This window comes from Ramlibacter sp. AN1133 (assembly GCF_037890035.1).
Taxonomy (GTDB): Bacteria; Pseudomonadota; Gammaproteobacteria; order Burkholderiales; family Burkholderiaceae_C; genus Ramlibacter.
Genome location: NZ_JBBKTQ010000002.1, coordinates 321358 through 346662 on the forward strand (window position 1 = coordinate 321358; position 25305 = coordinate 346662).

Genomic DNA, 25305 nt, shown 5'->3' on the forward strand with positions numbered 1-25305 from the left:
GCGGTGTGGCGGGCGTACCGCCGGTCCTCCCGCGCAGCGTGGAGAGGTGCCCTGCGCCGTGGCGCTGGTGAAAGATGGGGAAGTTCCCCCGATGGCGGGGGGGGCTTGCGGCGAGCGGCGCGGTGCCGGATCGACGGACTAGCTGCTTCGGCCGGGAAGCACTGCCCACAGCGGCACCGCTTCGACGCCGTCTGCCAGCGCGTATCGGTGCCGGCCCGGATACACGACGTAAAGCGCGTCGAGCCTCAGGTCGTCCCTGGCGATGCGCATCGAGGGCGTCATGCGCGGCGCATCGCTGCGCTTGAACTCCACGCCGATGCGGCGCTCCCCCCGGAACATCAGGAGGTCCAGCTCCGCGCCCTGGTGCGTCGCCCAGAACCAGGCGTGATCCGGCCTTGCCAGGCGCAAGACCTGTTCGAGCGCGAAGCCTTCCCAGCTTGCGCCAGAGCGCGGATGCACGAGCAGCTGCGGCAAAGTGCGCACATCCAGCATCGCGTGCAGCAGGCCGCAATCGCGGAAGTAGATCTTCGGTGCCTTGACCTGGCGCTTGCCCAGGTTCTCGTGCCAGGGTTGCAGCTGGCGCACCATCATGGTCTGCGTCAGGATGTCCAGGTAGCGGCGGATGGTCGGCTCCGACACCCCGAGCGAGCGGGCAGGATCCGCCGCCGACCAGACCTGGCCGTGGCAGTGCGCCAGCATGGCCCAGAAGCGCAGCATGGCGGGCGCCGCCACATCGAGGCCGAACTGCGGCAGGTCGTTCTGCACGTGCATCGCGATGGCGCCCTGGCGCCACGCAAAGCTGTCGTCGCTGGCCGCGAGCCACGAAGGCGGGAAGCCACCCCGAAGCCAGAGCTGGTCGGCGCGGCCGTCGTCCCACTTCCCCTGGGCCGCCACCTCCTCCAGGTCGAAGCCGCCCACTTCGATGGTCTCGACGCGCCCCAGCAACGATTCACCGGCCTGCCTTGCCAGGTTGGGGGAAGCGCTCCCCAGCAGCAGGTACTGTCCGGGGCGGTCGGACCGGTCCATCAGCACGCGCAGCAGGGGAAAGAGCCCGGGCATGCGCTGGACCTCGTCGATGACGACGAGCCCTTCGAGCCGCTCCAGGACCTGCGCCGGCTGCGACAGGCGCTGGACGTGGGCCGGATACTCCAGGTCGAAATAGTTCGGCGATTCCCGCGGCAGGATGGATCGCGCCAGGGTGCTCTTGCCGGCCTGGCGCGGCCCGACGAGGACGACGCCGGGGGAACGCGCGAGCGCGCGCCGGACGGCGGATGCGAGGCGATCGCGCGACAGCAGCATGGCCGAGGGACTCTACACCATGAAAAAGGAAAGAGCCACTTTCGAATTTCATGGTGCGGCGCGCGCGGCGCCGAAGGAGGCACGCGCCTGGATGGAGAAACCCGCCCTCAGCGCGCCGCGGCCAGCCTCTGCTCGATCGCCGCGACCACCACGCGCACGCCGTCTTCCTGCGCCATCGCCGCCCCGAGCCGCGCCGCATTGCGCGCGAGGTCCGGCGCGTCGAGCACGGTGCGGATCGCGGCCTGCAGCCGCGCCGGGCGCAGGCCATGGCGGCGCTGCGTGGGCCCGGCCACGCGCAGGCGCTCCAGCTCCTGGCCCCAGAAGGCCTGGTCGACGATGTGCGACACCACCACGCTCGCGCGGCCCGCGCGCAGCGCGGACTGCGTCGTGCCCGCGCCGCCGTGGTGGACGATCGCGGCGCAGCGCGGAAAGAGCAGCCGGTAGTCCGCCCAGTCCACCGCGAAGATGCGCGCATCCTGCGGCACGAGGGGAAGGAAGGCCGCGGGCAGCTGGAACACCGCGCGGCGGCCCAGGGCGGCGGCCGTGCGGACCCACAGCGCAGCGTGCATAGTCCTGAGCCTGCAGGGGCAACAGACTGCGAGCATTCAGGCCTTCAGTGGTGTACATACCTTGTTGCAGAGTCAATAAGGGTGGTATATAGTCCCCGGACGCCCCCTTATAAGTGCTATGGACAGAGTTCCCAACGACAAGCTAGTGGAAGCCGCCTTAGCAATGACTGCCGCGGTGGGAAAGCCGCTAACTCGACTCCAGACGGGGACGAGGGCGATGAAGTACTCCATGGCCGACGGGAAGACTGTGCGGATCAGGACCTGCAATGACCACGTACTCGTCGTCCTGGCCAGCAGTGCCGAGGACGACGCAACCCTGAACATCGAGGGGACTGATTACCTCTTAGTCGCCATGCCAGAGGTTCCGAGGAGGGACGGTCCCGTCGTGGCGTATTTCCTGCCTACATCCGTCGCCGTCGCGGACGTCCGCTCTGCGCACACCCAGTGGTTGCAATCCGGACCGGCAACGAGAGGCAATAACAAGACATGGAATCTGTGGTTCGACGATGGTCCACCTGGCTGCTCCGGGTTCGCCGAAAGATGGGCGCAGTACAGACTCCCAACCTTCAAGACACCAGCGAAGCGCTCGGACGCTTCCGTGTTGGGAGCTGGGGGCAAGACTCTTGGTGACGTGATTGCCCGAGCGCGAGCGGAAATCGCAGCAGCTGCTGGAGTACCAGTGGAAGCGGTGAAGATCACCGTAGCTCTTGCCTGAGTCGGCCAAGCTGGCCGCGGAAATAGACCGTCGAGATCAAAAGCAAATGGTGCGGACTATGCTCGGCTCCGAGTTAGACACGCTTGCTGTTAGGGAAGCACGACTTCTCAGATGCATTGAGGCTCAACGGTGGGAAGTGGCCGCAAGCAAAGTGTCAAGCTGGTGCTGCGCAGGTGGGAAAGAGATGAATTCAAGCTGTAATGAGGGAAGGGAAGCATGAGCTGGATTTTCGAGAGGAGCGGTCCTATGGGGGGAGCCGCCGGGGAAGCCTACGCGAACACTTTGAAGTCGCCAGGCATGCCGCCGGCGCACGTGCTCGCACGTGAGGCGATACAAAACTCTGTAGACGCGGGCAATGGCGCGAAAGTAGCGGTGCGCTTCCGGGCCACGAGCCTGGCAAACACCGCCAAGAGAAATTTTGTGGAGGCTGCGGGGTTAGTCGACATCGTGTCGCGGGCCGAAGCGTTGAAACTCGGCCCCAACTCACTCTCGACGCTCGAGAAGGCCCGCACGCCCCTGCGCCTGCTCTACGTAGAGGACTACAACGCCGAAGGCCTGTCGGGCGAGCCGCACGACAGCGGCTCTAACTTCTACCGACTCCTGCTATCTCTCGGAGATCGCGCGAAAGCGCGGGGGGGCAAGGGAACCGGTGGCTCCTATGGGTTCGGCAAGTCGGTCTATTCCTCGAGTTCCGCGATCCAGACCATCTTCGCCTACACCCGCTTCGAAGATGGAGACGGCAAGGAGCGCACGCGCGTTTTCGGCTGCGGATACTACGCCAGTCATGAGTTCAGGCACCAGGGATACAGCGGGCGCGCCTGGCACGGGACGAAGGAGCGAATGGAGAACGGGTTCAGGGTAGTCGACCCGCTCGAAGGCCTCGCCGCTGAGCGTTTGGCGGAGAAGCTCGGGTTCGAACTGCGCGCCGAAGGAGAAACCGGAACCTCGATACTGATTGTGGATGCCGACGTCGACACCCAAGAGATCGTTAGGGGCGTCGAAGACTGGTGGTGGCCCCGGCTCGTGGAGAATCGCCTTGACGTCGACATCTTGGATGCGGACGGCAACAAGCATCTGCCCCGGCCGCGCAAGCGCGCGGACTTGAAGCCCTTCATCGATGCCTTCGACATCGCCCGGATGCGTGCCGAGCCCAAGGGGGGTACCCAAGCGCGCTTCGAGCCGAATCGCGAGCTCGGGGTGGATATCGGGACGTGTGGGGTCGTCGTCGTCCCGGCGGAGGACTCGGGAGCGCCCGTCGTCCCCGGGGAGCGATGCAATTGTGTTGCACTCATCCGCTCGCCCTTGATGGTGGTCGCCTACAAGAGCGTCTCCGAATCTGCTCCGCCAGTTGTCGGTGCGTTTGTCGCTTCTGGCAACGACGAGCTCGAAACCGCGCTCAAGAACAGCGAACCTCCCGCGCACGACCGCTGGGACCCTGACTCGACGAACCTCCGCGATGAGACTGGGCGCGGGCGGCGTCTAGTAAATGCGGTCCTGAGCAGGGTAAAAGCAGGCGTTCGGAGGTTCCAGCAAAATGCCGCTCCCCCGACTCCGCCGAAACAGCGTCGGTTGACGCTCTTAGAGCGCGCGCTGGGCAGCCTCTTCAAGCCTCAGGGTCACGGGGGCGGAATTGGACCCGATCCCACAGCCTCGCCGCTGCACCTGGAATTCACGAAGCAGCCGTACGCGGAGGCAACCGAGGACGGCATGCTGCGCGTCAAGAGCACGTTCATGGTGAAGCTCGACGACCACGCCGCGGACGACCTCGTGGAACTCCGGCTGCGGGTTAATTGCCCCGTGCTCGAGGACGATAACGAGGAAGGCGACGATCTCCCTATCGAGGTGAGCTGCGAGGGCGTGCGGGCTCTGGTTGACGAGGCGGACCCGTTCCTCTTTCGTTTCAGACTGGCTAAGGGCGAGAAAGCAAAGTTCAGCGTCGCCTCGGAAAAATATGATCCGGCGTGGACGGTGCGGTTACGCCCAGACATCGATAGGGAGGAGGCATGAGCAGTCCGAAGATTACTTGGCGCAAATCGGCAGCGCGCGACGTCCGTCCCTTCTTCGGGGCCATCGCCCTTACCGAGAGTCTGAACAGGGCGGAATTGCGTTTATTCGCCGACGGCAAGTTCAGCGCGGAACCTGCATATTTGGTCGAACCTTCCGCTGCGGAGCGTCTGGCGCTGTCGCTCCGGCTCAATTTCGACGCGAACGTGGACTTCGGAACCATCCATAAGAATGATCTGGTGATCGCCGTCACGGCCGCACAGCCCTTCTTGAAGAAGACCCAGCTGGTTGCAACCCTGCCGCTGTCGAAGGGGTTGCCGCCCGAGCTCGAAATCGGAGACGAGGTTCTCGCGCAGCTCGGAGGCGGCGCTAACATCGACGTCGTCGTGGTGCTTTGCCTGGCTAAGCGACTGGAGAAGCGCCCCGGCTCGCCCTTCCTTCTCGGGCATTGGCTGGCCAAGAAAAGCTTCTCGCTGCGCGCGCCGCAAGTTGCCGAGGAGTTCGACGTCGATCCCACCGACGATGAGACATGGGCCAAGCTTGGTTATCCCCCGAGAACGCTCTACGCAGTCGAATACCTTGGGGGTATGAACGAGCCAGCTCAGAAAGACGGGAAGACGGCCCGCGTCCGGGTGCACGCTGACATCTTCAAGAAGTTGACGGGCGAAAGCAACCAAAAGCTGGCGCGACCGGTCCTCGGCAACATGGCGGCCGAGATCGCCTGCCAGATGCTCGCCGCGAGCTTTCCGGACTGGGAGGGCGCCGAGGAGGTCACGCAGCATAGTCCGTTGTCTGCGTTTATCAAGCGGATCGAGAAGGTCCAGCCCTGCGATTTAGACGGCCTTAAGAAGCTTGTGAGGGAGCCGGGCCAGGTCAAGCTCCGCGCGATCCTTCACGCCGATCAACAATGCGTCCGAGCCATCGTGGAGGCGTAAACCATGCGATACCTAGCAATGTCCGCTCCCGATGCGAGCATCTACCTCACCGCCAAGCGCAACGGGGCTCCGTTCGAGAGCGAAGGTCTCGTGAAGACAAAGGGCTCCGGCGTCGAGTTCGATACTTCCTTTGTGGAGGAGCTGCGTGCGGAACTCGCCGCCGTACAAGCCCGATGGCCCAATGGGCTCAAGAACGACGGCGAGCGCAACACGTTCGAGGGTACCGCCGCGCGGCTAGTTCACAGCGTGGTGCCTTGCGAGCCCGAAGTGTTGAGCGATCCGGAGTTCTGGATTTGGCTCGCAGTCGTTAGTTTCCCGGACGTCATCGAATGGCGCTACGGCAACAAGCACGGGGGCACGAAACCGGCGAACTACGGAATTGGATCGAAGACCGAGAATTTGCTGTATCGCCTCTGGCTCCGAGCGGAGCTCGTGCTCGACGAGCAGCACGAGGACCGGTATCATCTAGCGGACGCCGGCCAGATCGACTTTTACCGAAGCCATCTTTTTCGCCAGGGCTACGCCAATGCCAGAACGTTCGCGCGAGCCTTGCTGCGCTTCCAGTATCCAAAGACGGACTCGGCGCCCAACTTGAAGATTCTAGAGATCCGAGAGCTCGTAAAGCGTCTCAGGCGCCTACGAGCGAACCTGTTTTTAGAGATTCTGCCTGAGGAGGAATGCCGGGCTGTCATCGAATCGGAGGCTGCCGTCGTATTGGCAGCGTAAATGAAATTCGACTTTGTTGAGACATACGGCTTTAAGGAAGGACAGATCGTCCGGGCGCTGACCGCTCGTGACGGCTTGCCTATCGGCTCGGCGGTGCAAAACCGTGCCGATGAACAAGTGCCAGGATCCTCTGCTTGGTGGCAGAGTTTTCTGCGCGGAGGGCAGGTGTTCACCGACGCGCGCGCACAGGAGCGGCCCGTGATCCGCAGCGTCGATGTGTTCTGCGGCTGCGGCGGGCTGACGCTCGGCGCCATGCAAGCGTCGCTAGGCATGGGCAGGCGCTTCGAGTCGGTGGCCGCGATCGACGTTGACGACGAAGGTCTCGAGGTGCACAGGGCGAACTTCGGGACCAAGCACGTTCTGCACGCCAACGCCTCCAGCCTCGTGGATTGGCACGTCAGCGGGGACGGCGTGCAGGCGGAATTCGCCTACGAGCCCGAAATCGTCGATCCGGTCCTGGCCGAGGAAGTGGGCAAGATCGATCTCTTGCTGGCGGGGCCGCCTTGCCAGGGGCACTCGAACCTGAATAACCGCACGCGCCGAGAGGACCCGCGCAACCTCCTCTACATTACGGCCGTCGCACTCGGCGCCGCACTGCGGGCCCGAGCCATCGTGATCGAGAACGTCCCGGACGTTGTAAACGACCGGAGTGATGTCGTGGCCACCGCTCGCGCGCTACTCGCAGCGTCAGGATACAAGTGGATCGACAGTGGCGTGCTCGCGACCGATCGACTTGGGGGCGCGCAGACTCGCAAGCGCTATTTTCTCGTCGCCACCTTAGACGATGCGGACGGAGCGGCCGACATCAAGCACATCGCGCAGCGGTTGAAGCAGCCACCGCGCCCTCTGAGTTGGGCGATTTCGGACCTCCTGGATCGGGAGAATGAAGGGCCCCACGTGGGCATCATGGACACGGTCCCTGCGATGTCCGCCGAAAACGCGATTCGCATCAAGCACTTGTTCGATAACGATTTGCACATCCTGCCCAACGAGGTCCGTCCGGACTCGCACAAGAACGGCCACACCTACCCGTCCGTATATGGGCGTCTATGGTGGGACAAGCCAGCGGGGACCGTGACCACCGGCTTCTTGACACCTGGCCGCGGCCGGCACATACACCCTTTGAAGCCGCGGGTGATCACGCCGCGTGAGGCGGCTCGCATCCAGTCGTTTCCGGATACCTTTAGCTTCGTGGTGAACCCCGAGGTTCCTCCAAGCCGGGCGGCATTGCAGAAGTGGATCGGGGACGCCGTACCGCCGCTCCTAGGGTATGCGGCGACGCTGCCGGTTATCCTGCGTCTATAAGGAGGCTCGTGGATCGGCTGTCGAAGGAGCAGCGCTCAGCCTTAATGAAACGGGTGCGGCGCTCCGATACCGCACCGGAGTTGAAGCTACGCAAGGAGTTACATCGGCAGGGCCTTCGCTATGTTGTTAGCGACAGGCGCCTCCCGGGATCGCCGGACCTGGTGTTTCCTAAGTACCGCGTGGTGATCTTCGTTCACGGATGCTTTTGGCACGGCCACGAATGTCGCCAAGGGCGGGCGCCATCAAGTAACGAGCCATTCTGGCTGCCAAAGATCGAGGCCAACAGGCGACGCGATCATCGCAAGTGCGAAAACCTTGAGGAACTGGGGTGGCGCGTGCTTACGGTTTGGGAATGCGAATTTAAAAGACTTGAAGGCCTTGCTATGACGAGCTTCGCTTCGGATTTAAGGTCTCGAATTATTTCGGGCTGAAAGCGGGGCCGACCGCCGTGTCTACAATCCCCGCCGCTACGAATGCCGAGCGCTGCTTTGAGAGCCATGATGCAGTATTTCCGCAAGCTGGCACGAACTCCGTAAGCATGCGTCAATCCCAGTCGGGAGCGCCGCGGCCCGGACACACGTCCGGCAAGTGCTTGCAGGACCCAGGCCTTCGTTCCGTTGTAAGCGAGTAGATCGTTCCACCGCCGGCCGATATTGAGCTCCCGTGCTTCAACGGAGGGCACCGTCCGCAAAGTGCTGAGCGCCATGCACACCGTATTTGCGTCTGCACGGCGCAGCACAGCAGCTCACGTAGCCGTTGGGCGCGACTACAACTTCTTTCTGCGGGCGAAGAGAGGAATCCAGTCCACTCCTCCAACCCTTCCGCGCGCCCAAATCGCCGTTAGAGTCTGAGTGGGAACGTTGAACGGCGAAGCCAAGAGCATCGCCCTATTACCGTATCCCAGCGCACGCTGCCCGACCCTTTTTAGGGCGGTGGAGTCGTGGCTGCGACCATCCTGCTCAAGCTGTGAGATCAGCAACGATTCGCCTATCTCTTGGCAGCGGTTCATAAAGGCCTCCACTATCTGTGGTTCAACTCCTTCAAGCGCGTCCTCCGCAAATGGGATGGCATCTTCTCCAATGTGTCGGTAAACACGAGAGTCCAGCTTCAAGTCGCATGCCGCATTTTCCACCGCTGCTATACCCGAGTCCCATGCAGCGGTGAATACGAACCCGATCTTTGCCCGGCGGAGATACGCCTGAACGTCATCCTCGAAAATCGTCCGCTGTTCATTTAGCGAATCGACCCGAAGCCCCACTTGGCCAAAGCCCGCACCCAGTATGTCGCTAGCTTGGCCACCGGAGCCTACAAAATCGTCAATGAAGATGAGGGGCCGGCCGTCCTCACGTCGTGCTGCCTCTTCCAAGGTCAAACAAGAATGGATCAGCGACCCGAGCAGATCCGCCGTGAAGTAGGTCTGGACTGCCCCGCTGTCCTTAGCGCTGCCGAACGGTACCACGCACGCACCACGGAATTCAGGATTTTGAGTTACGAAGGCTTCAACGGCTGCTACGGTGTTCGCGCGGGTTAGCATTTTGAACTTGGACAGCAGCCGCAGGGCGCAGTCTATGTTTTGGTCATCACCGAATTGCCGCAGCCAAGCATGGGTTCGCTCCGGGCCCGCCGGGGCAAGGTCACCGGCTAGCTCCGGCGCGCGCGGCTCTAGGTACATGGAACGGACGCGCTCAAAGTCGTCAAGTACCTGAGGAATGTCCGCTTTGAGCAGCCTGTCCGGAGTAGGGCGTATATCGAACGGTACTCCCTTATAGTAACCCGCGTGTTCCAACTGACGTTTAACTTGCTCTAGAGATGCGGCGTCTCGTTTACTGGTCTCGCGGGCAGATTGAGGAAGCCGCACTTGGTATCGCATGCGAAGCAGTTTTTCAACTGCAAGAAAGACGGCATCAGCAATCTTCGCATCGGCGAAGATGAAGCCCTTAGGCTGGTCGGACAAGTAGCTATCCGCCCAGGCAGACCGGTTTACCGTGTACTCGCGAAACGGTAACGGCCTGCCGGACGATGGCAGCAGGTACGCGCGCGCAATCTTTGTGCCCCCAGGGGTAGGCCCAAGGGTATGAAGCATGACCAAGGACTCCAGCTCAAGGCGGCTCGGACCCTGAGTGGCATCAAGCAACGAAAGGATCCGATGCACTTCATCAAGCAGGACGCCCATGAAGTCGTTTCGCTTCTGAGGATGCTCAACGTCTTCTAAGAACTGAATTAGTGCATCACGGTGCGCTTCATTTCCCTCCAGGGGATCAGCTGGGTAGCGACGATGAATTTGGAAGCCTCTCACCCAGAGGCGCCTATCTCGAACGGCGCGCAACGTGCGGACCGCATACTCAAGGCGGTGTTTCGCGTCAGACTCCAGGTTGCTGTAGTCCACGTTGAGCGCAGACGCGAGAGCTGCTGAAGTCATATTAAGCAGCGCGTCATCACAATGCTCATATAAGCATTTAATCACTGCACTCGGGGCCGCGATATGCGTCATCGTAAGTACGACCGCGCGCAACATCTGTTCGATTGCGGCCACCTTTGGGTGGCGATAAATCTTGGCAAAGAGCAGTACCCGCGCCAGCAAGAGCTCGTCAATTACGGCCACGCCAGACCACTTCAAACCGAAAAGGCAGTACTTGCCTTCAATACGGTTCACATTCGTGCTGATGTCGCGCGGAAGTTCGCTCCCGTCAAGGAACCGGACGGTGAGCTTCTGAACGAGCCTGGATATATCGACTAGGGAGGGCGTCCCCGCAAGCTTTGCATCGCGAACGAAGTAGTCTAGCTTGTCGGCGTCAAACGGCCCTGAGATAAGCTCGTGCAGTAGCGGTAGGCGATCATCAATCTTTTTTCCAATGATCGCGTCCGAAATCTTCTCAATAATGGCCGTAAGATTTCTAGAGCGGTCGGAGTCGAGCTGGATATGCAGCTGAGATCTGTCGAGAAGGAGTTCAAACAGCGCCTGCATTGCAGGTGAGCGAACAATATAATAGGCAAAGATCTCCGAAAGCTGCCTTTGTTCGACGCGCGTAACTGCCGAGAAGGCGGCTCCGATAGGGCTCACGTCGGGGACGCTTTCAATCGCCATTTCCGACACATGAGAAAAGGCGGCGTGACCCACATCGTGTAGGATCGCACTTAGCCGCAATAGCTGCAGCATGCCGTTGTCGATAAGGGGGGGACTGCCAGGAAGCTGCGACGCAGCGTCGGCATTTAGTGCAGAGACGAGATGCTGTACTTGATAGATTACGCCTAGCGTGTGCTCAAAACGCGTGTGCCCGGCTCCAGGGTAAACCCAGTGGACAACACCGAGCTGCCTGATGTACCGCAGGCGCTGAAGAAGGGGCGAGTCAAGCAGAACGACTTCGGCTGCTGTCAGACCGATCGTGCCCCAGAGAGGATCATTAACCTCTTTGCGACTGGGCGAGCGGCGCGAGCGCGTAATCTCGACCACATACGCATCCAGATATTGGCTTGCGAACTCAGTCGCCAGGCGCTCAACTTCACCGAGAATTCCGGCCAGCTTCGCCACAACAGAAGCAGACTAGCTGGTGAAGTTCTCGTCTACTATGCGATTTAAGAACTCGGCTGGCAGGGGCAGGTTCTGCAAATATCGATTTGCCCGCTGATCGCTCAACTTGATGTCGAACGTGTGGAAGCTTGGATTGTTCAGGGCAATAAGTTCTTTTTCCTTGGCGGCAAGTAGCGTTTCTCGCAACGCCACAGAGTCGCCGTGGAGAGGATCACTGATAAATGTAAAGTTCGGCGTGACTTCAAGTGAGCCTTCTTCCGCCACTAGGGCCTCAAATGCTCGCTCAAACTTCTCATCTAATTCCGTATCCTTCAGCACAAAATGCTTCCTCCCACGCAGGGCGAGGACGGAAATTATTCCAGCGACAAACTGATCGGCTGTGATAATGGTGGGCATGGTGGCAGTGAGACTGTCGGTCGGCCGTTCGGCAGCCAAGGAGAGCCGTTAGTTGTAATTATGAGACGCGGGCGGGCGCGAGCACGCCGGTAAACGGGCTGTATGGTCGTACGGATGGACTGACAACGCAAGGGGGTTTCGGACGAGCGTCGACAAACCCCACCCAAATGGGACCGCAAAGCCACAAGATGGCGCGATTTCTGGTAAAGCGTCCCGTCTGGAGTCAGCTATACGTCAATGTTGGCCGCGCGTAGGGCATTCGTCTCGATGAAGTCTCGCCGCGGCTCCACCTCATCCCCCATCAGCATCGTGAACACCTTATCCGCCTCAATCGCATCCTCGATCTGCACCCGCAGCAATCGACGCACATTCGGATCCATGGTGGTCTCCCACAACTGCTCGGGATTCATCTCCCCCAGCCCCTTGTAACGCTGACGCGAAGTCGACCGCTCCGCCTCCGAAATCAACCACTTCATCGCCGTCCGGAAGTCCCCAACCTTCTCCTCCTTCGCCCGCTCCCCCTCGCCGCGCATCACGCGCGCGCCGTCGCCAAGCAGGCCACGGAAGGTATCCGCCGCATCCGCCAGCGCCTTGTAATCCGCCCCATGCACGAAGTCCTGCGTGATCACGGAGGACTTGATGTTGCCGTGGTGACGACGCGAAATCCGGAGAATCGGCTTGTCCGTCCGCGCATCGAACTCCCCCGCCACTTCCGCCGGAGCCGCATTCGTCAACCGATCCAGCTCCTGCAACTTCGCCTGCAGCTTCACCGCACTGGCCTCCGCTTCCACCACGGTATCCAGGTTCAACTGCACGCCATCCGCGATCGCCCGCAAGCCTTCCCGATCCATGAACCCCGACAGCCGCTCGATCACCCGCTCCGCCGCCTGGTGCTTGCGCGCCAGCTCCGCCAGCGTGTCGCCCTGCAGCACGGTGGGATTGGGGCCACCCGTGTCCACCTTCGCGCCCAGCAGCGCGATGCGCAGCAGGAAGCCGTCAAGCTCGGTGCCGTCCTTCAGGTACAGCTCCTCCTTGCCCGCCTTCACCTTGTACAGCGGCGGCTGCGCGATGTAGATGTGGCCGCGCTCCACCAGCTCGGGCATCTGGCGATAGAAGAACGTGAGCAGCAGCGTGCGGATGTGCGCGCCGTCCACGTCGGCGTCGGTCATGATGATGATGCGGTGGTAGCGCAGCTTCGCCACGTCGAAGTCGTCGACGCCGCTCTTGCCCGATTCGACCGCGGCCTTGCCGATACCGGTGCCCAGCGCCGTGATGAGCGTCACGATTTCATTCGACGTCAGCAGCTTCTCGTAGCGCGCCTTCTCCACGTTCAGGATCTTGCCGCGCAACGGCAGGATGGCCTGGAACTTCCGGTCGCGGCCCTGCTTGGCGCTGCCGCCGGCGGAGTCGCCCTCCACGATGTAGATCTCGCACAGGGCCGGATCCTTCTCCTGGCAGTCCGCCAGCTTGCCGGGCAGGCCCATGCCATCGAGCACGCCCTTGCGGCGCGTCATCTCGCGCGCCTTGCGCGCGGCCTCGCGCGCGCGCGCGGCTTCGACGATCTTGCCGACGATGATCTTGGCGTCGTTGGGTCGCTCGGCCAGGTATTCGCCCAGCTTGGTGGCCACCACGTCTTCCACCGGGCCGCGCACTTCGCTGGAGACCAGCTTGTCCTTGGTCTGGCTGGAGAACTTGGGCTCGGGCACCTTCACGCTCAGCACGCAGGTCAGGCCTTCGCGCATGTCGTCACCGGAGATTTCCACCTTGGCCTTCTTGGCCAGGTCGTTCTCGTCGATGTACTTGTTGATCACGCGCGTCATCGCCGCGCGCAGGCCCGTGAGGTGGGTGCCGCCGTCGCGCTGCGGGATGTTGTTGGTGAAGCAGATGACCTGCTCGTTGTAGCCGCTGTTCCACTGCATCGCGACTTCCACGCCGATCATCGTGCCCTGGTCGCTCTGCTTCTCGCCGATGGCGGTGAAGGCGTTGGGGTGCAGGATCTGCTTGCCCTTGTTGACGTAGTCGACGAAGCCCTTGACGCCGCCGGTGCCCGAGAAGTCGTCTTCCTTGCCGGTGCGTTCGTCCAGCAGGCGGATGCGCACGCCGTTGTTCAGGAAGGAGAGTTCGCGCAGGCGCTTGGCCAGGATCTCGTAGTGGAAATCGTTGTTTTCCTTGAAGATCTCGGTGTTGTCCGGCAGGAAGTGCACCTCGGTGCCGCGCTTGTCCGTCTCGCCCAGGATGTGCATGGGGCGGATCAGCGCCATCTCGCCGGTGACGGGGTCCTTCTCCTCGTGCACCTCGCCGCTCAGCGTGGGCACGCCGCGGCAGAACTCCAGCACGTGCACCTTGCCGTCGCGGCGCACCGTCACGCGCAGCATCTTGGACAGCGCGTTCACGCAGCTCACGCCCACGCCGTGCAGCCCGCCGGAGACCTTGTAGCTGTTCTGGTTGAACTTGCCGCCGGCGTGCAGCTCGGTCAGCGCGATCTCGGTGGCGCTGCGCTTGGGCTCGTGCTTGTCGTCCCACTTGATGCCGGTGGGGATGCCGCGGCCGTTGTCGGTGACGCTGATCGAGTTGTCGGTGTGGATGGTGACGACGATGTCGTCGCAGTGCCCGGCCAGCGCCTCGTCGATGGAGTTGTCGACGACCTCGAACACCAGGTGGTGCAGGCCCGTGCCGTCGGAGGTGTCGCCGATGTACATGCCCGGGCGCTTGCGCACCGCTTCCAGGCCTTCGAGGATCTGGATGGAGCTCGCGCCATAGGCGTCGCCGCTGGGCACCGGCGCGCCGGTTGCCGTGAACTTCGGGGCTTCACCGTCGTCCTGGGGGGCGGGGGTGGGAGTGTCTTGGGCCATAACCTGCTTTTCAAAAACTCTTCGGGCGCGCGTTCCGCGCCGGGGATCCGTAGGCTGCCGGTGAGCTGCGCGAACCCCAGCGCCTGCGCGCATCGCTGGGGTTCGGCGCTTCGCGCGCTCACCGCCAGCCTGCGGGATGCCAGCCCCCGCGAAACGCCATCGACGCCGGGCGCCGGTGCCGATGGAATCAGATGCGCATCGGCATCACCACATACTTGAAGCTCTGGTTCTCGGGGATCGTGAACAGCGCGCTGCTGTTCGCGTCCGCCAGTTCCATCTTCACCATGTCCTGGTCCATGTTCGCCAGGGCGTCGATCAGGTAGGTGACGTTGAAGCCGATCTCGATGGCGTCGCCGGCGTAGTCGATGTCGAGTTCGTCCACCGCTTCTTCCTGCTCCGCGTTGTTGCTCGCCACGCGCAGCGTGCCGCCATCGAGGTTCAGGCGCACGCCCTTGAACTTCTCGCTGGTCAGGATCGCGGTGCGCTGCAGGCTCGCCAGCAGCGGCGCGCGGCCCAGGGTGACGGCGTTCTTGTGGTTCTTCGGGATCACGCGGTTGTAGTCGGGGAACTTGCCCTCGACCAGCTTGGTCACGAATTCCATGCCGCCGAAGGCGAACTTGGCCTGGTTGCTGGCGAACTGCATCTCGATGGCGCCCTCGGCATCCGACAGCAGGCGCTGCAGCTCCAGCACCGTCTTGCGCGGCAGGATCACTTCCTGGCGGGGCACTTCCACATCGAGCGTGGCGCTGGCGTAGGCGAGGCGGTGGCCGTCCGTGGCCACCAGCGAGAGCTGCTTGCCCTCGGCCACGAACAGGATGCCATTGAGGTAGTAGCGGATGTCGTGCACCGCCATGGCGAAGGAGACCTGGTTCAGCAGGTCCTTCAGCGTCTTCTGCGGCACGCTGAACTGCGGGCCGAAGCTGGGGGCTTCCTGCACCAGCGGGAAGTCTTCGGCCGGCAGCGTCTGCAGCGTGAACTTGCTCTTGCCGCCCTTCAGGACGACCTTGTTCTGCTGCGACTCGATGGTGACCGTCTGGTCGCTGGGCATGGTGCGCAGGATGTCGATCAGCTTGCGCGCGCCGATGGTGGTGGTGTAGCTGCCGGCGTCGCCGTCGAGGTCCGCCGTCGTGCGGATCTGGATCTCGAGGTCGCTCGTCGTGAACTGGAGGTCGCGGCCGGTCTTGCGCACGAGGACGTTGGCGAGGATGGGCAACGTGTGCCGTTTCTCCACGATGCCGGCCACCGACTGCAGCACCGAGAGCAGTTTTTCTTGCGTTGCCTTCAGGACAATCATGTCTTCCTCTGTTCGTGATTCGGTTTTGGTCTTCGGCGGTGGCCGGAATTACGTATTTTCGCCTGTTTTGACGGGGGGTTACCGAGGCTGGGCAGGGGGCGTGGAGCGCTGGGGTTCGCGCGCTTCGCGGCTCACCGCCAGCCTACGAAAACCTTCAACACTGGGGGATCCCGTAGGCTGGTGGTGAGCCGCGCCAGCGCGCGAACCCCAGCGCTTCTTCTCCCCCACCCGACTCATCCCTTCAGCGTCTGCTCCAGCACATGCAGCTGCTGGTTCAATTCCGTCAGCTGCTGCCGCTCCGCCGAAATCTTGCGCACCGCGTGCAGCACCGTCGTGTGGTCGCGGCCGCCGAACAGCTCGCCGATCTCGGGCAGGCTCTTCTGCGTCAATTCCTTGGCCAGGTACATCGCGATCTGGCGCGGGCGGGCGATCGAGGCCGGGCGCTTCTTCGAGTACATGTCGGCGACCTTGATCTTGTAATAGTCGGCCACCGTCTTCTGGATGTTTTCCACGCCGATCTGCCGGTTCTGGATCGACAGCAGGTCGCGCAGGGCCTCGCGCGCCAGGGCGATCGAGATCTCCTTCTGGTTGAAGCGCGAATAGGCCAGGATCTTGCGCAGCGCCCCCTCGAGCTCGCGGACGTTGGAACGCACGTTCTTGGCCACGAAGAAGGCGACTTCCTCGGGCATCTCGGCGTTTTCCTGCCGGGCCTTGTTGATCAGGATGGCCACGCGCATTTCCAGCTCGGGCGGCTCGATCGCGACCGTGAGGCCGGAATCGAAGCGGGAGATCAGGCGCTCGTGGATGTCCGCCAGGCCCTTCGGATAGGTGTCCGACGTCATCACGATATGGCTCTTCTTGGCCAGCAGGGCCTCGAAGGCGTTGAAGAATTCCTCCTGCGTGCGGTCCTTGTTGGCGAAGAACTGCACGTCATCTATCAACAGGAGATCGAGCGAATGATATTTGTCCTTGAATTCGTCGAAGGTCTTGCGCTGGTAGGCCTTGACGACATCCGAAACGAACTGCTCCGCGTGGATGTAGAGCACCTTCGCCTGGGGCCTGTCGGCCAGCAGCCGGTTGCCCACGGCATGCACCAGGTGGGTCTTGCCCAGGCCCACGCCGCCATAGATGAACAGCGGGTTGTAGAGCTGCCCGGGGGTGCCGGCCACGTGCATCGCGGCCGCGCGGGCCATGCGGTTGGCGGTGCCTTCGACCAGGCTGTCGAACGTCAGGGCGGTGTTCAGGCGGGTCTTGAAGGCCGACGAGGCGGCGTCTTCCTCGCTGTCCGTCGGCTCCGCGACGGGCGCGTTGGCCGCCACCACCGAGGGCGTGGGATAAGCCCTGGTGCTGTTTTCGCGCTGAGTGATCGCTAACTCAAGCTGGACCGGCTGGCCATAGAGCTTTTCCAGCACGGCGCTGATGCGGCCGGCGTACTGGGCCCGGATCCAGTCGAGCTTGAACCGGTTGGCCACGTGCAGCGTGACCTTGGAGAAATCCTCCGTGACCTGGGCCGCGAGCGGCTTGATCCAGGTGTTGAACTGCTGTTCCGGGAGGTCTTGCGCCAGCTGCTCGACGCATGCCTGCCAGAGGCTGTCTCCTGCCTCCAGGCTGGGTGCGGCCGCCAGCCTGCCGTGTTGCCCCTCGCTCATGTTGCCCCGTCGCTCCTGTGGATTAGTTTTCGCGCACGAAACAGCGCATTCTATGCGTCTACACCTTATCCACAAAGCCGCGCGCGCATGGCCCGACAGCCGTCGTGAAGGGTCTTGACATCGCGTTTGATTGCCGGGGCTGCCCGTTTCTGCGAGAATGCCGGGTTTTCCCGAGAACCAACATGAAACGCACCTACCAGCCTTCCAAAGTGCGCCGCGCGCGAACCCACGGTTTCCTCGTTCGCATGAAGACGCGTGGCGGCCGTGCCGTCATCAACGCCCGCCGCGCCAAGGGGCGCAAGCGCCTGGCCGTCTGAGCGGCATCCGCGAAGCAGAGCGCCAGAGCCTGCGCCTGCCGACCGTGCAGCGGCTGAAGACCCGGGCACAGTACGAGGCAGCGATGGCAGGCGGCACAGTCTCCCGGACGCCGCATTTCGTGCTGCACCGCGCGCCCCTGGCCGCGTCGTCGTCCGAATCCTCCGAGGCCCCCGCTTCCTCCACCGGCGCCGCAGGCGCCGTTGCCGTGCCTGGGGCCAAGGGCCGCCGCGCGAAAGTGCTGTTCCCGGTCGTCGACGACGCCTGGATCGGCGCGGTCGTGCCGAAGCGCTGGGCCAAACGCGCGGTCACCCGCAACGGCATCCGGCGGCAGATCTACAACGTGAGCGAAACCTTCGCGTCGCGCCTGCCCGCAGCCGCCCACGTGGTGCGCCTGCGGACGGACTTCGCACGCGCGCAATTCCCGAGCGCCTGGTCCGACGCATTGAAGGTCGCCGTGCGCGGGGAGCTGCTGCAGCTGTTCGAACGGGCGAAGACCGTCCCGCCCGCGCCCCATTCCGTCACCCCCGCGCAGGCGGGGGCCCAGGGGCGCCCATGAACATCGCCCAGCGCGCCCTGATCGGTATGGTGAAAGCCTACCGCCTCGTCCTCTCCCCCTGGATCGGCTCGTCCTGCCGCTTCACGCCCACCTGTTCCGCCTATTCCCTGCAGGCGCTGCAGGAGCACGGCGCGGCGGCGGGCACGTACCTCACCCTGGCCCGCATCGCCCGCTGCAACCCCCTGTGCGCGGGCGGCCACGATCCGGTCCCGCAAGCGAAGCCGAGAATCTTCGCCTTCCTCCATCAGAAGAAACTTCCATGACCGACATCCGCCGCACCATCCTCTGGGTGATCTTCGGCTTCTCCCTCGTCATGCTGTGGGACCAGTGGCAGGTCTACAACGGCAAGCCGGCGACCTTCTTCCCCTCGGCCAAGCAGACCGCCACGGCGCCCAAGGGGCCGGCCAGCGCCGTGCCCGCGCCGCCGACGGCGGGCGCCTCCGCCGTGCCCGGCACCAGCGTCGCGACGTCGCCGTCGGCCGTGCCCGGCACCAGCGGGCCCGCGCCCGCCGCGCCGCGCCAGCAGGTCACGGTCAAGACCGACCTGATGGACGTCGTCTTCGACACCGAAGGCGCGACCATCGTGCGCACGGACTTCCCCAAGCTCGCGGGCGAAAAGCCGGGCGTGCCCTTCACGCTGCTGGAGCAGGACCCCGAGCGCGTGTACGTGGCGCAGAGCGGCCTGATCGGCGGCGACTTCCCGACGCACAAGACGGTGATGACCGCGGTGCCGGGCGATCGCGTGATGAAGGAGGGGCAGAACGACCTGTCCATCCGCTTCGAGTCGCCCGTGCAGGGCGGCGTGAAGCTGGCCAAGACCTATACCTTCCACCGCGGCCAGTACGACGTCGACGTGAAGCACGAAGTGGTGAATGCCGGCACCGCGCCGGTGTCGCCGCAGCTGTATGTGCAGCTGGTGCGCGACGGCAACAAGCTGCCCGGCCAGTCGTCCTTCTATTCCACCTTCACGGGCCCCGCGGTCTACACCGAGGAGAAGAAGTTCCAGAAGGTGGAGTTCAGCGACATCGAAAAGGGCAAGGCCGATTTCGAGAAGGCCTCCAGCAACGGCTACGTGGCGATGGTGCAGCACTACTTCGCCAGCGCGTGGATCCTGCCGGATGGCACCAAGCGCGACCTGTTCATGCGCAAGGTGGACAACAACCTGTACGCCGCCGGCATGATCACCGCCCTGCCCGCGATCCCGCCCGGCATGGAGCAGGTGGTGAACGCGCGCTTCTTCGCCGGCCCGCAGGAAGAGAAGATGCTGGAGAAGGTCTACCCGGGCCTGGACCTGGTGAAGGACTACGGCTGGCTCACCATCCTGGCCAAGCCGCTGTACTGGCTGCTGTCGAAGCTGCACTCGTTCATCGGCAACTGGGGCTTCTCGATCATGGCGCTGGTGCTGCTGATCAAGATCGCCTTCTACTGGCTGCAGGCCAAGGGCTACGAGAGCATGGCCAAGATGAAGGCCATCAACCCCAAGGTGATGCAGCTGCGCGAGCGCTACAAGGACAACCCGCAGCAGATGCAGCAGGAGATGATGCGCATCTACCGCGAGGAGAAGGTCAACCCGCTGGGCGGCTGCCTGCCGATCTTCATCCAGATCCCGGTGTTCATCGCGCTGTACTGGGTGCTGCTGTCCTCGGTGGAGATGCGCGGCGCGCCCTGGATCGGCTGGATCCACGACCTGGCGCAGCCCGACCCGTTCTTCATCCTGCCGGTGGTGATGACGCTGTCGACGCTGCTGCAGACGGCGCTGAACCCGGTGCCGCCGGACCCGATGCAGGCCAAGATGATGTGGTTCATGCCGCTGATCTTCTCGGTGATGTTCTTCTTCTTCCCGGCCGGCCTGGTGCTGTACTGGATCACGAACAACGTGCTGTCGATCGCGCAGCAATGGCTGATCAACGTGCGCATGGGCGTGCCGCCGGAGTTCAACCTGCCGAAGTTCAAGTAAGGCAGGTGCGTCGTCCCCCGCGCAGGCGGGGGACCCGGAAAAAAGGGCCGCTCTGCGGCCCTTCCTTTTTGCCCGCCTCAACGCAGCACGGTGAACGTCACCTTCTTCGAAGCGCTCAGGCCGCTGTTGTCGGTCACCTGCAGCGTCACCGACTGCTTGCCGGCCTTGGCGAAGGTCCTCGTGAACACGGCCCGGGTGGACCACACGGTGCCGTTGTTCTCGGTCCAGCGGTAGGCCGCGATGCTGCCGTCCGGGTCGTAGGAACCGGTGGCGGCGAAGCTGCAGGTCCGCCCCGCCGTGCACGTCACGGCGGCAACGGCGACCGGTGCCACCCCCGGGGCCGGCGCCGGGCCCGGATCCGGTCCCGGACCGGTGGTCGCGACAGGAATCGCGAAGTCGCTGAGCGTGCCCCGGGTGCGGTCGAAGATGCGCGTGCCCAGCGCGGCGTTCTCGAGGAGGAAGGCGACGGCGCCGACGCCGCACGGCCCCTTGTAGCTCCAGCTCACGACGCCGGAGGCGTCGGTGGTGCCGGTGACCTGCCGGTTGGTCCAGTAGTCGTCGAGGAAACGGCCGCTCACCAGCGCGTTGGCGAGCGGCGTGCCCGTCTCGCTGGCGATCGTGGCCGACACGGTGGTCAGGTTGTACATCTTCCCGCCCTGCGCGCAGATGCCGGGCAACGCAGGGTCCTGCACGAACTGGCTGGTCACGACGAGCGAGCGGCTTACGAGGCAGTCCGACGTGCACGCCGTCGCCGGCGTCAACTTCACCAGCCGGTGGCTGCGGCCGATCATCACCCGCGCGAGGATCTGCCCGGAGGCGTTGATCGGGCCCGCGGTGCCGACCGTGGCGCCCGGGTAGGCCGGCGAGAGGCGATCGGCCAGGGGCTCGCCCACGCCGGCCGGGCCCGGCGCGACGAAGCCGGTGCCCAGCGCCGTGAAGGTGACATCCTGCCCCGCGCTGATCGATCCCATGCCGGAAGCCGACAGCTGGCCCGTCGGACCGGCGATCTGCTGCCAGGTGCCGCGGGCGGAAAGGCGGAACGGGTAGACGAGGTTCTTCGAGGTGGCGATGGAAACCAGGAAGTGGGCCTGGTCGCCGAAGTCGTTGATCGCGCTGCCATTGGAGCCGGCGCCGCGGAAGCCCGCCGGCAGCGGCGGCAACGGCACGACGCTGCTGCGGTCACCGAGCTGGTACCAGGAGCCCCAGGTCACCACCTTGCCGCCGGGGCTCATCGCCGCCGGGCGCTCGTTCGGGTAACCCAATGCCCGCAGGTCCACCATGCCCGTGGCAGGCGACCACATGACGGGCAACGCGATCGTCGGGATCGCACCCCCCAGGGTGGACCAGCCGACCAGGCGATCCTGGTCGTCCAGGCCGAAGACGTCGACGCTGGACGTGCCCGGATAGACGCCGAGATCCTGGGCGACGTAGCCGCTGCCCTCCGGCCGCCACAGCGTCGCGCGCGTGCTGCTGCCGATCGTGCCCGTGATACCGGCGATCGTGCCGAGGTTGTTGATGAACAGGGGGTACTGGCCGCCGGCGGCCGCGCCGGCCACGGGCGGCAGCACGATGCGCTGGCCGTCCTTCCAAACCACCGTGTCCTCGGGCGGCAGGCAGAAGGGCCCGCAGCCAGGGTCGGCACGGGACCTGCCGATCACGTCGCCATCGTCGTTGAGGTCGGCGCCGGTCGCCGCCGGGGCGATGAAATCCAGCGCGTACATGGGAGCCACCACGCTGTCGGCGAGCACGGCGGCGCTGCGCACCGGCAGCGTCTCGGCCGCTGCATCGAAGGTGGGGCTGTCGCCGCCGCCGCCGCAAGCGGCAAGGAGGCTGGCGAGGAACAGGGGTGTGAGTGGGAGATGTCGGAGTCGGAGGTATTTCATGGTTTCTTGCTCGCTGGTCGAGCAAGCGCAAGGGACTGCGGCGGCTCGCCTGGACGAAGCAAGTTCAGGCTAGTCCGCGAGCGCGCGTACCGTGTTTGACGGCGGACAAGTTTGGCCGGAGCGAATTCGTCGTGCGACGGCTCATACATGCGCTTACGCGCTCATCTGTCGCGGAGACCTTGCTCATGCACTGAGACAATGGGGGCATGCTCGCCCGCCTCGACCAGCCCATCGCCGCCATCGCCACCGCGCCCGGACGCGGCGCCGTGGGCATCGTGCGGGTGTCGGCCAAGAGCGTGCAGGCGATCGTCGAGGCAGTCTGCGGCCGCGCGTTGAAACCGCGCGAGGCCACCTACCTTGCCTTCCGCGCGGGGGATGGCAGCGCGATCGACCAGGGCCTCGCGATCCACTTCCCCGCCCCGCATTCCTACACCGGCGAGGACGTGCTCGAACTGCAGGCGCACGGCGGCCCGGTGGTGCTGCAGCTGCTGCTGGCGCGCTGCCTCGAAGCGGGCGCGGCGATCAACCTGCGCGTGGCGGAGCCGGGCGAGTTCACGCAGCGCGCCTTCCTCAATGGCAAGCTCGATCTCGCGCAGGCCGAGGCGATTGCGGACCTGATCGACGCCAGCACGGAAGCCGCCGCCCGCAGCGCGACGCGTTCGCTGGCCGGCGAGTTCTCGCGCGAGATCCATGCGCTGCGCGATGCGCTGATCGACCTGCGCATGCTGGTGGAGGCGACGCTCGACTTCCCCGAGGAGGAGATCGACTTCCTCCGCAAGGCCGACGCGCAGGGCCAGCTCGATCGCCTGCAGGCGAACCTCGCGCGCGTGATGCAGCGCGCGCACCAGGGCGCGCTGCTGCGCGAGGGCATCAACGTGGTGATCGCGGGGCAGCCGAACGCGGGCAAGAGTTCGCTGCTCAATGCGCTGGCGGGCGCGGAGCTCGCGATCGTGACGCCGATTCCCGGCACCACGCGCGACGTGGTGCGGCAGACGATCCAGATCGAGGGCGTGCCGCTGCACGTGGTGGACACCGCCGGCCTTCGCGAAGGCGCGGAGGAGGTCGAGCAGATCGGCATCGAGCGCGCGTGGGGGCAGATCGAGAAGGCGGACGCGGTGGTGTTCCTGCACGACCTGACGCGCGCCGAGTCGCCGGAGTACCGCGAGGCGGACGCGGCGATCGCGGCGAAGCTGCCGGGCGATGTGCCGATCGTGGATGTGTGGAACAAGAGCGATGCGGTGGACGCAGCGCGGAGCGTCCCCACCCCGGCCCTCCCCCAAAGGGGGAGGGAGGAAGGCAGCACTGCTTCCTCGACCCTCGCCCAGGCGGGGAGGGAACAAGGGAGCGCTCCCTCCCCCTCTGGGGGAGGGCTGGGGTGGGGGCGCTCCGGCGCCGAAATCCGCCTCTCCGCCAAGACTGGCCAAGGCCTCGATCGCCTGCGCCGATCCCTCCTCGACCTCGCCGGCTGGCAATCCGCCCCCGAAGGCGTCTTCATCGCCCGCGAGCGCCACCTGCACGCGCTGCGCCGCGTCGACGCGCACCTCATGGAAGCCGCCGCGCACCTCGCGCGCGAAGCGCAGGCCCTCGACCTGCTCGCGGAGGAACTGCGCCTGGCGCAGAACGCGCTGTCGGAGATCACCGGCGAGTTCACCGCCGACGACCTGCTCGGGGTGATCTTCAGCCGGTTCTGCATCGGCAAGTAGCGAAGCTCGGCGCGGCACGGGCTTGCCGTGCCCCGTTTGCGGTGACGGGCTCCCACGTGAGCGGTGCGGGTCCGCCGACGATGACGGTCGATGCAGCGGACCGACCTCGTGATCGTGGCGATCCTCCAAGGCACGTCGCTGCTGTTCCTCACGACCGATGGCCTCTTCCTGCCGTTGACGAAGACTTGAAGTCGGGCCCGGACGCCGGGGGATCGCGGCCGTGGCGGGCCTGCGCTCAGAACGGCAGCGGCCGGCTGTAAGCCACGCCCAGCACGCGCGAGTGCACGCCGTCCAGCCGGTCCGCGCCGACGTATACGCGCCAGCCGCCCCAGCGGGCATCGAGCACGAGCCGCTGCTCGTGGAACTGCCAGGTGGCGCCGGTTTCCAACTGGCCGAAGCGCTGCGTCCAGCCCACCGAGGGCAGGGCCCCGAAACCGCGGAACCAGCGCGCGCCCGCCTGCAGGCTGCCGCGCTCCGTCGCCTGCCAGCCGGCCGAGACCTGCGCGCGCCACGGCGCGCTGCGCGTGAGCCCCGACTGCGTATTGCGCCCCTGCAGCAGCGGCCGGAACACGACGAAGCCTCCCGCGTCGATCGCGCGCGTGCTGGTCGACAAGGTGAAGTCCTGCTGCGGCACGCCCCGCCAGTGCAGCAGGCCGACGTCGCGCAGCGCGGCGCGCGCCGACCACGGGCCGCGGCCCCACGCCAGGTCGCCGCCGAACAGCAGGCCGGCGCCGGCCGCGCCCTGCGGCTGCTGGAACGGGAACTGCAGCCGGTCGTTCAGCTCCGATGAACGCAGGTCGAAGGTGTAGGTGGAGGTCGCGCCGACGAAATCGGCCGCGCCACGGATCTCGCGCTCGCGCCAGCGGGTGAGCGCCAGCGCCTGCACGAGGAGCGCGCCGCTCCACTGCGGCTCCAGCACGAAGCCGCGCTCCACTTCCACGCCGGCGCCGGCGAAGCCGCGCAGGTGTGCGTGCACGTCGAAGTGCCGGTCGCTGGCGTCGCGGCCGAGGCCGCGGCTGTGCCGCAGGGCTTCGATCGCATCGCGGTTGCCCACCAGCGTCGCGCTGCTGCGTCCGAGCAGGGAGAGGCTCCACGCGCCCTCGCGGCGCTGCAGTCGCACTTCCTCCTGCACATAGGCGAGATTGCGGCCGAAGCGGGCGCGGTAGCCGGCCGCGTTGTCGTCCCGCAGGTCGTCGATCGAACTGAAGTCGCTGTGCCGGTCGCTTTCCAGCGTCAGCTCCCATGGCGCGGCGGACGCGGCCAGGGGCAGCAAGGCCGCGAGGACGAGGGCGGCGAATCGACGGAAGCGGAGCGGGGTACGGCGCACGGTCACTGGCTTGTGGTTCTTGTCGGCCGCGCAGGATAAGCGCCAGTGTTTCCCGCTTCAACGATTGCACACGTTTGCGGCCACTGTGTGTCGACGCGGGGCGACACACCTTCGCACTACAGTGCTTCGCGTCTTAGGTGGAAAGAATTTTTCCCTCCTGCCGAATGAATCGGAACGTAGCAACACGCCGCGTCGCACTCCACGGTTCACCCCAAGAGTCGATTGTTACGAGGCGCCGCAAATCGTAATCTCGCCGCCGGCGTTGGCGCAGGAGGCGCCTTCGCCGTC

20 protein-coding genes are annotated in these 25305 nt (G+C 64.8%); 11 read left to right on the forward strand and 9 right to left on the reverse strand.

The genetic code is table 11. The annotated features are described in order from the left end of the window. Window positions 1-138: 138 nt before the first annotated feature. Together WG923_RS04030 and WG923_RS04035 are read right to left on the reverse strand one after the other, a co-directional pair. On the reverse strand, window positions 139-1299 hold the full coding sequence (locus WG923_RS04030; protein WP_340349648.1) for an ATP-binding protein: 1161 nt from the start codon (window positions 1297-1299) through the stop codon (window positions 139-141). A gap of 107 nt (window positions 1300-1406) precedes the next feature. After that, window positions 1407-1868, reverse strand: a complete 462-nt coding sequence (locus WG923_RS04035; protein ID WP_340349649.1) for a glycosyltransferase — start codon at window positions 1866-1868, stop codon at window positions 1407-1409. Between the two features lie 118 nt (window positions 1869-1986). On the opposite strand from WG923_RS04035, the gene WG923_RS04040 reads away from it, so the two are divergent. The 6 genes from WG923_RS04040 (at window position 1987) to WG923_RS04065 (ending at window position 7984) form a co-directional block, all read left to right on the forward strand. After that, window positions 1987-2583, forward strand: a complete 597-nt coding sequence (locus WG923_RS04040; RefSeq protein WP_340349650.1) for a hypothetical protein — start codon at window positions 1987-1989, stop codon at window positions 2581-2583. A gap of 216 nt (window positions 2584-2799) precedes the next feature. Continuing rightward, window positions 2800-4590: a hypothetical protein gene (locus tag WG923_RS04045; RefSeq protein ID WP_340349651.1), complete on the forward strand. Its 1791-nt coding sequence runs from the start codon at window positions 2800-2802 to the stop codon at window positions 4588-4590. Then, on the forward strand, window positions 4587-5522 hold the full coding sequence (locus tag WG923_RS04050; RefSeq protein WP_340349652.1) for a hypothetical protein: 936 nt from the start codon (window positions 4587-4589) through the stop codon (window positions 5520-5522). Before WG923_RS04045 ends, WG923_RS04050 begins: the two co-directional genes overlap by 4 nt. Window positions 5523-5540: 18 nt before the next feature. After that, window positions 5541-6248 (forward strand): DUF6339 family protein, encoded by a 708-nt coding sequence (locus tag WG923_RS04055; protein WP_340349653.1) that lies wholly within the window; start codon window positions 5541-5543, stop codon window positions 6246-6248. After that, a complete protein-coding gene (locus WG923_RS04060) occupies window positions 6249-7553 on the forward strand; it encodes a DNA cytosine methyltransferase (RefSeq protein WP_340349654.1) in 1305 nt (434 codons plus the stop codon). Window positions 7554-7561: 8 nt separating this feature from the next. Then, complete coding sequence (locus tag WG923_RS04065) at window positions 7562-7984, forward strand: very short patch repair endonuclease (protein ID WP_340349655.1); 423 nt, start codon at window positions 7562-7564, stop codon at window positions 7982-7984. 335 nt (window positions 7985-8319) lie between these two features. Here WG923_RS04065 and WG923_RS04070 read toward each other — a convergent pair whose 3' ends face one another. From WG923_RS04070 to dnaA, 5 genes are all read right to left on the reverse strand, one after another. Continuing rightward, window positions 8320-11082, reverse strand: a complete 2763-nt coding sequence (locus WG923_RS04070) for a phosphoribosyltransferase-like protein (RefSeq protein WP_340349656.1) — start codon at window positions 11080-11082, stop codon at window positions 8320-8322. Window positions 11083-11094: 12 nt separating this feature from the next. Next, window positions 11095-11478 (reverse strand): hypothetical protein, encoded by a 384-nt coding sequence (locus WG923_RS04075; protein WP_340349657.1) that lies wholly within the window; start codon window positions 11476-11478, stop codon window positions 11095-11097. A 227-nt stretch (window positions 11479-11705) separates the two neighbouring features. Beyond that, window positions 11706-14330 (reverse strand): DNA topoisomerase (ATP-hydrolyzing) subunit B, encoded by a 2625-nt coding sequence (gene gyrB, locus WG923_RS04080; protein WP_340349658.1) that lies wholly within the window; start codon window positions 14328-14330, stop codon window positions 11706-11708. 187 nt (window positions 14331-14517) lie between these two features. Then, a complete protein-coding gene (gene dnaN / locus WG923_RS04085) occupies window positions 14518-15624 on the reverse strand; it encodes a DNA polymerase III subunit beta (protein WP_340349659.1) in 1107 nt (368 codons plus the stop codon). Window positions 15625-15857: 233 nt separating this feature from the next. Next, on the reverse strand, window positions 15858-17273 hold the full coding sequence (gene dnaA / locus WG923_RS04090) for a chromosomal replication initiator protein DnaA (RefSeq protein WP_340349660.1): 1416 nt from the start codon (window positions 17271-17273) through the stop codon (window positions 15858-15860). A gap of 182 nt (window positions 17274-17455) precedes the next feature. Here dnaA and rpmH point away from each other — a divergent pair, with 182 nt between their 5' ends. Genes rpmH through yidC form a run of 4 tightly spaced genes read left to right on the forward strand, consistent with a single transcriptional unit; the run spans window position 17456 to window position 20104 of the window. Next, window positions 17456-17590 (forward strand): 50S ribosomal protein L34, encoded by a 135-nt coding sequence (rpmH, locus tag WG923_RS04095; RefSeq protein WP_027101598.1) that lies wholly within the window; start codon window positions 17456-17458, stop codon window positions 17588-17590. Window positions 17591-17634: 44 nt separating this feature from the next. Then, complete coding sequence (locus WG923_RS04100) at window positions 17635-18147, forward strand: ribonuclease P protein component (RefSeq protein ID WP_340349661.1); 513 nt, start codon at window positions 17635-17637, stop codon at window positions 18145-18147. Window positions 18148-18149: 2 nt separating this feature from the next. Then, a complete protein-coding gene (gene yidD, locus WG923_RS04105) occupies window positions 18150-18410 on the forward strand; it encodes a membrane protein insertion efficiency factor YidD (protein WP_340349782.1) in 261 nt (86 codons plus the stop codon). Further along, entirely contained in the window at window positions 18407-20104 is a 1698-nt protein-coding gene (gene yidC, locus WG923_RS04110) for a membrane protein insertase YidC (RefSeq protein WP_340349662.1), read from the forward strand. Before yidD ends, yidC begins: the two co-directional genes overlap by 4 nt. A 77-nt stretch (window positions 20105-20181) precedes the next feature. On the opposite strand, the gene WG923_RS04115 is transcribed toward yidC, so the two are convergent. After that, window positions 20182-21987 carry a PKD domain-containing protein gene (locus WG923_RS04115; RefSeq protein ID WP_340349663.1) on the reverse strand — a complete coding sequence of 602 codons (1806 nt, stop codon included), beginning with the start codon at window positions 21985-21987 and terminating at the stop codon, window positions 20182-20184. A gap of 206 nt (window positions 21988-22193) precedes the next feature. On the opposite strand from WG923_RS04115, the gene mnmE reads away from it, so the two are divergent. Then, the gene (mnmE, locus tag WG923_RS04120; RefSeq protein ID WP_340349664.1) at window positions 22194-23690 is read left to right on the forward strand and encodes a tRNA uridine-5-carboxymethylaminomethyl(34) synthesis GTPase MnmE; all 1497 of its coding nucleotides are present in this window, start codon (window positions 22194-22196) and stop codon (window positions 23688-23690) included. 235 nt (window positions 23691-23925) lie between these two features. Here the strand turns inward: mnmE and WG923_RS04125 are convergent, their stop codons facing one another. Further along, entirely contained in the window at window positions 23926-25017 is a 1092-nt protein-coding gene (locus WG923_RS04125; protein WP_340349665.1) for a hypothetical protein, read from the reverse strand. Window positions 25018-25305 lie beyond the last annotated feature (288 nt).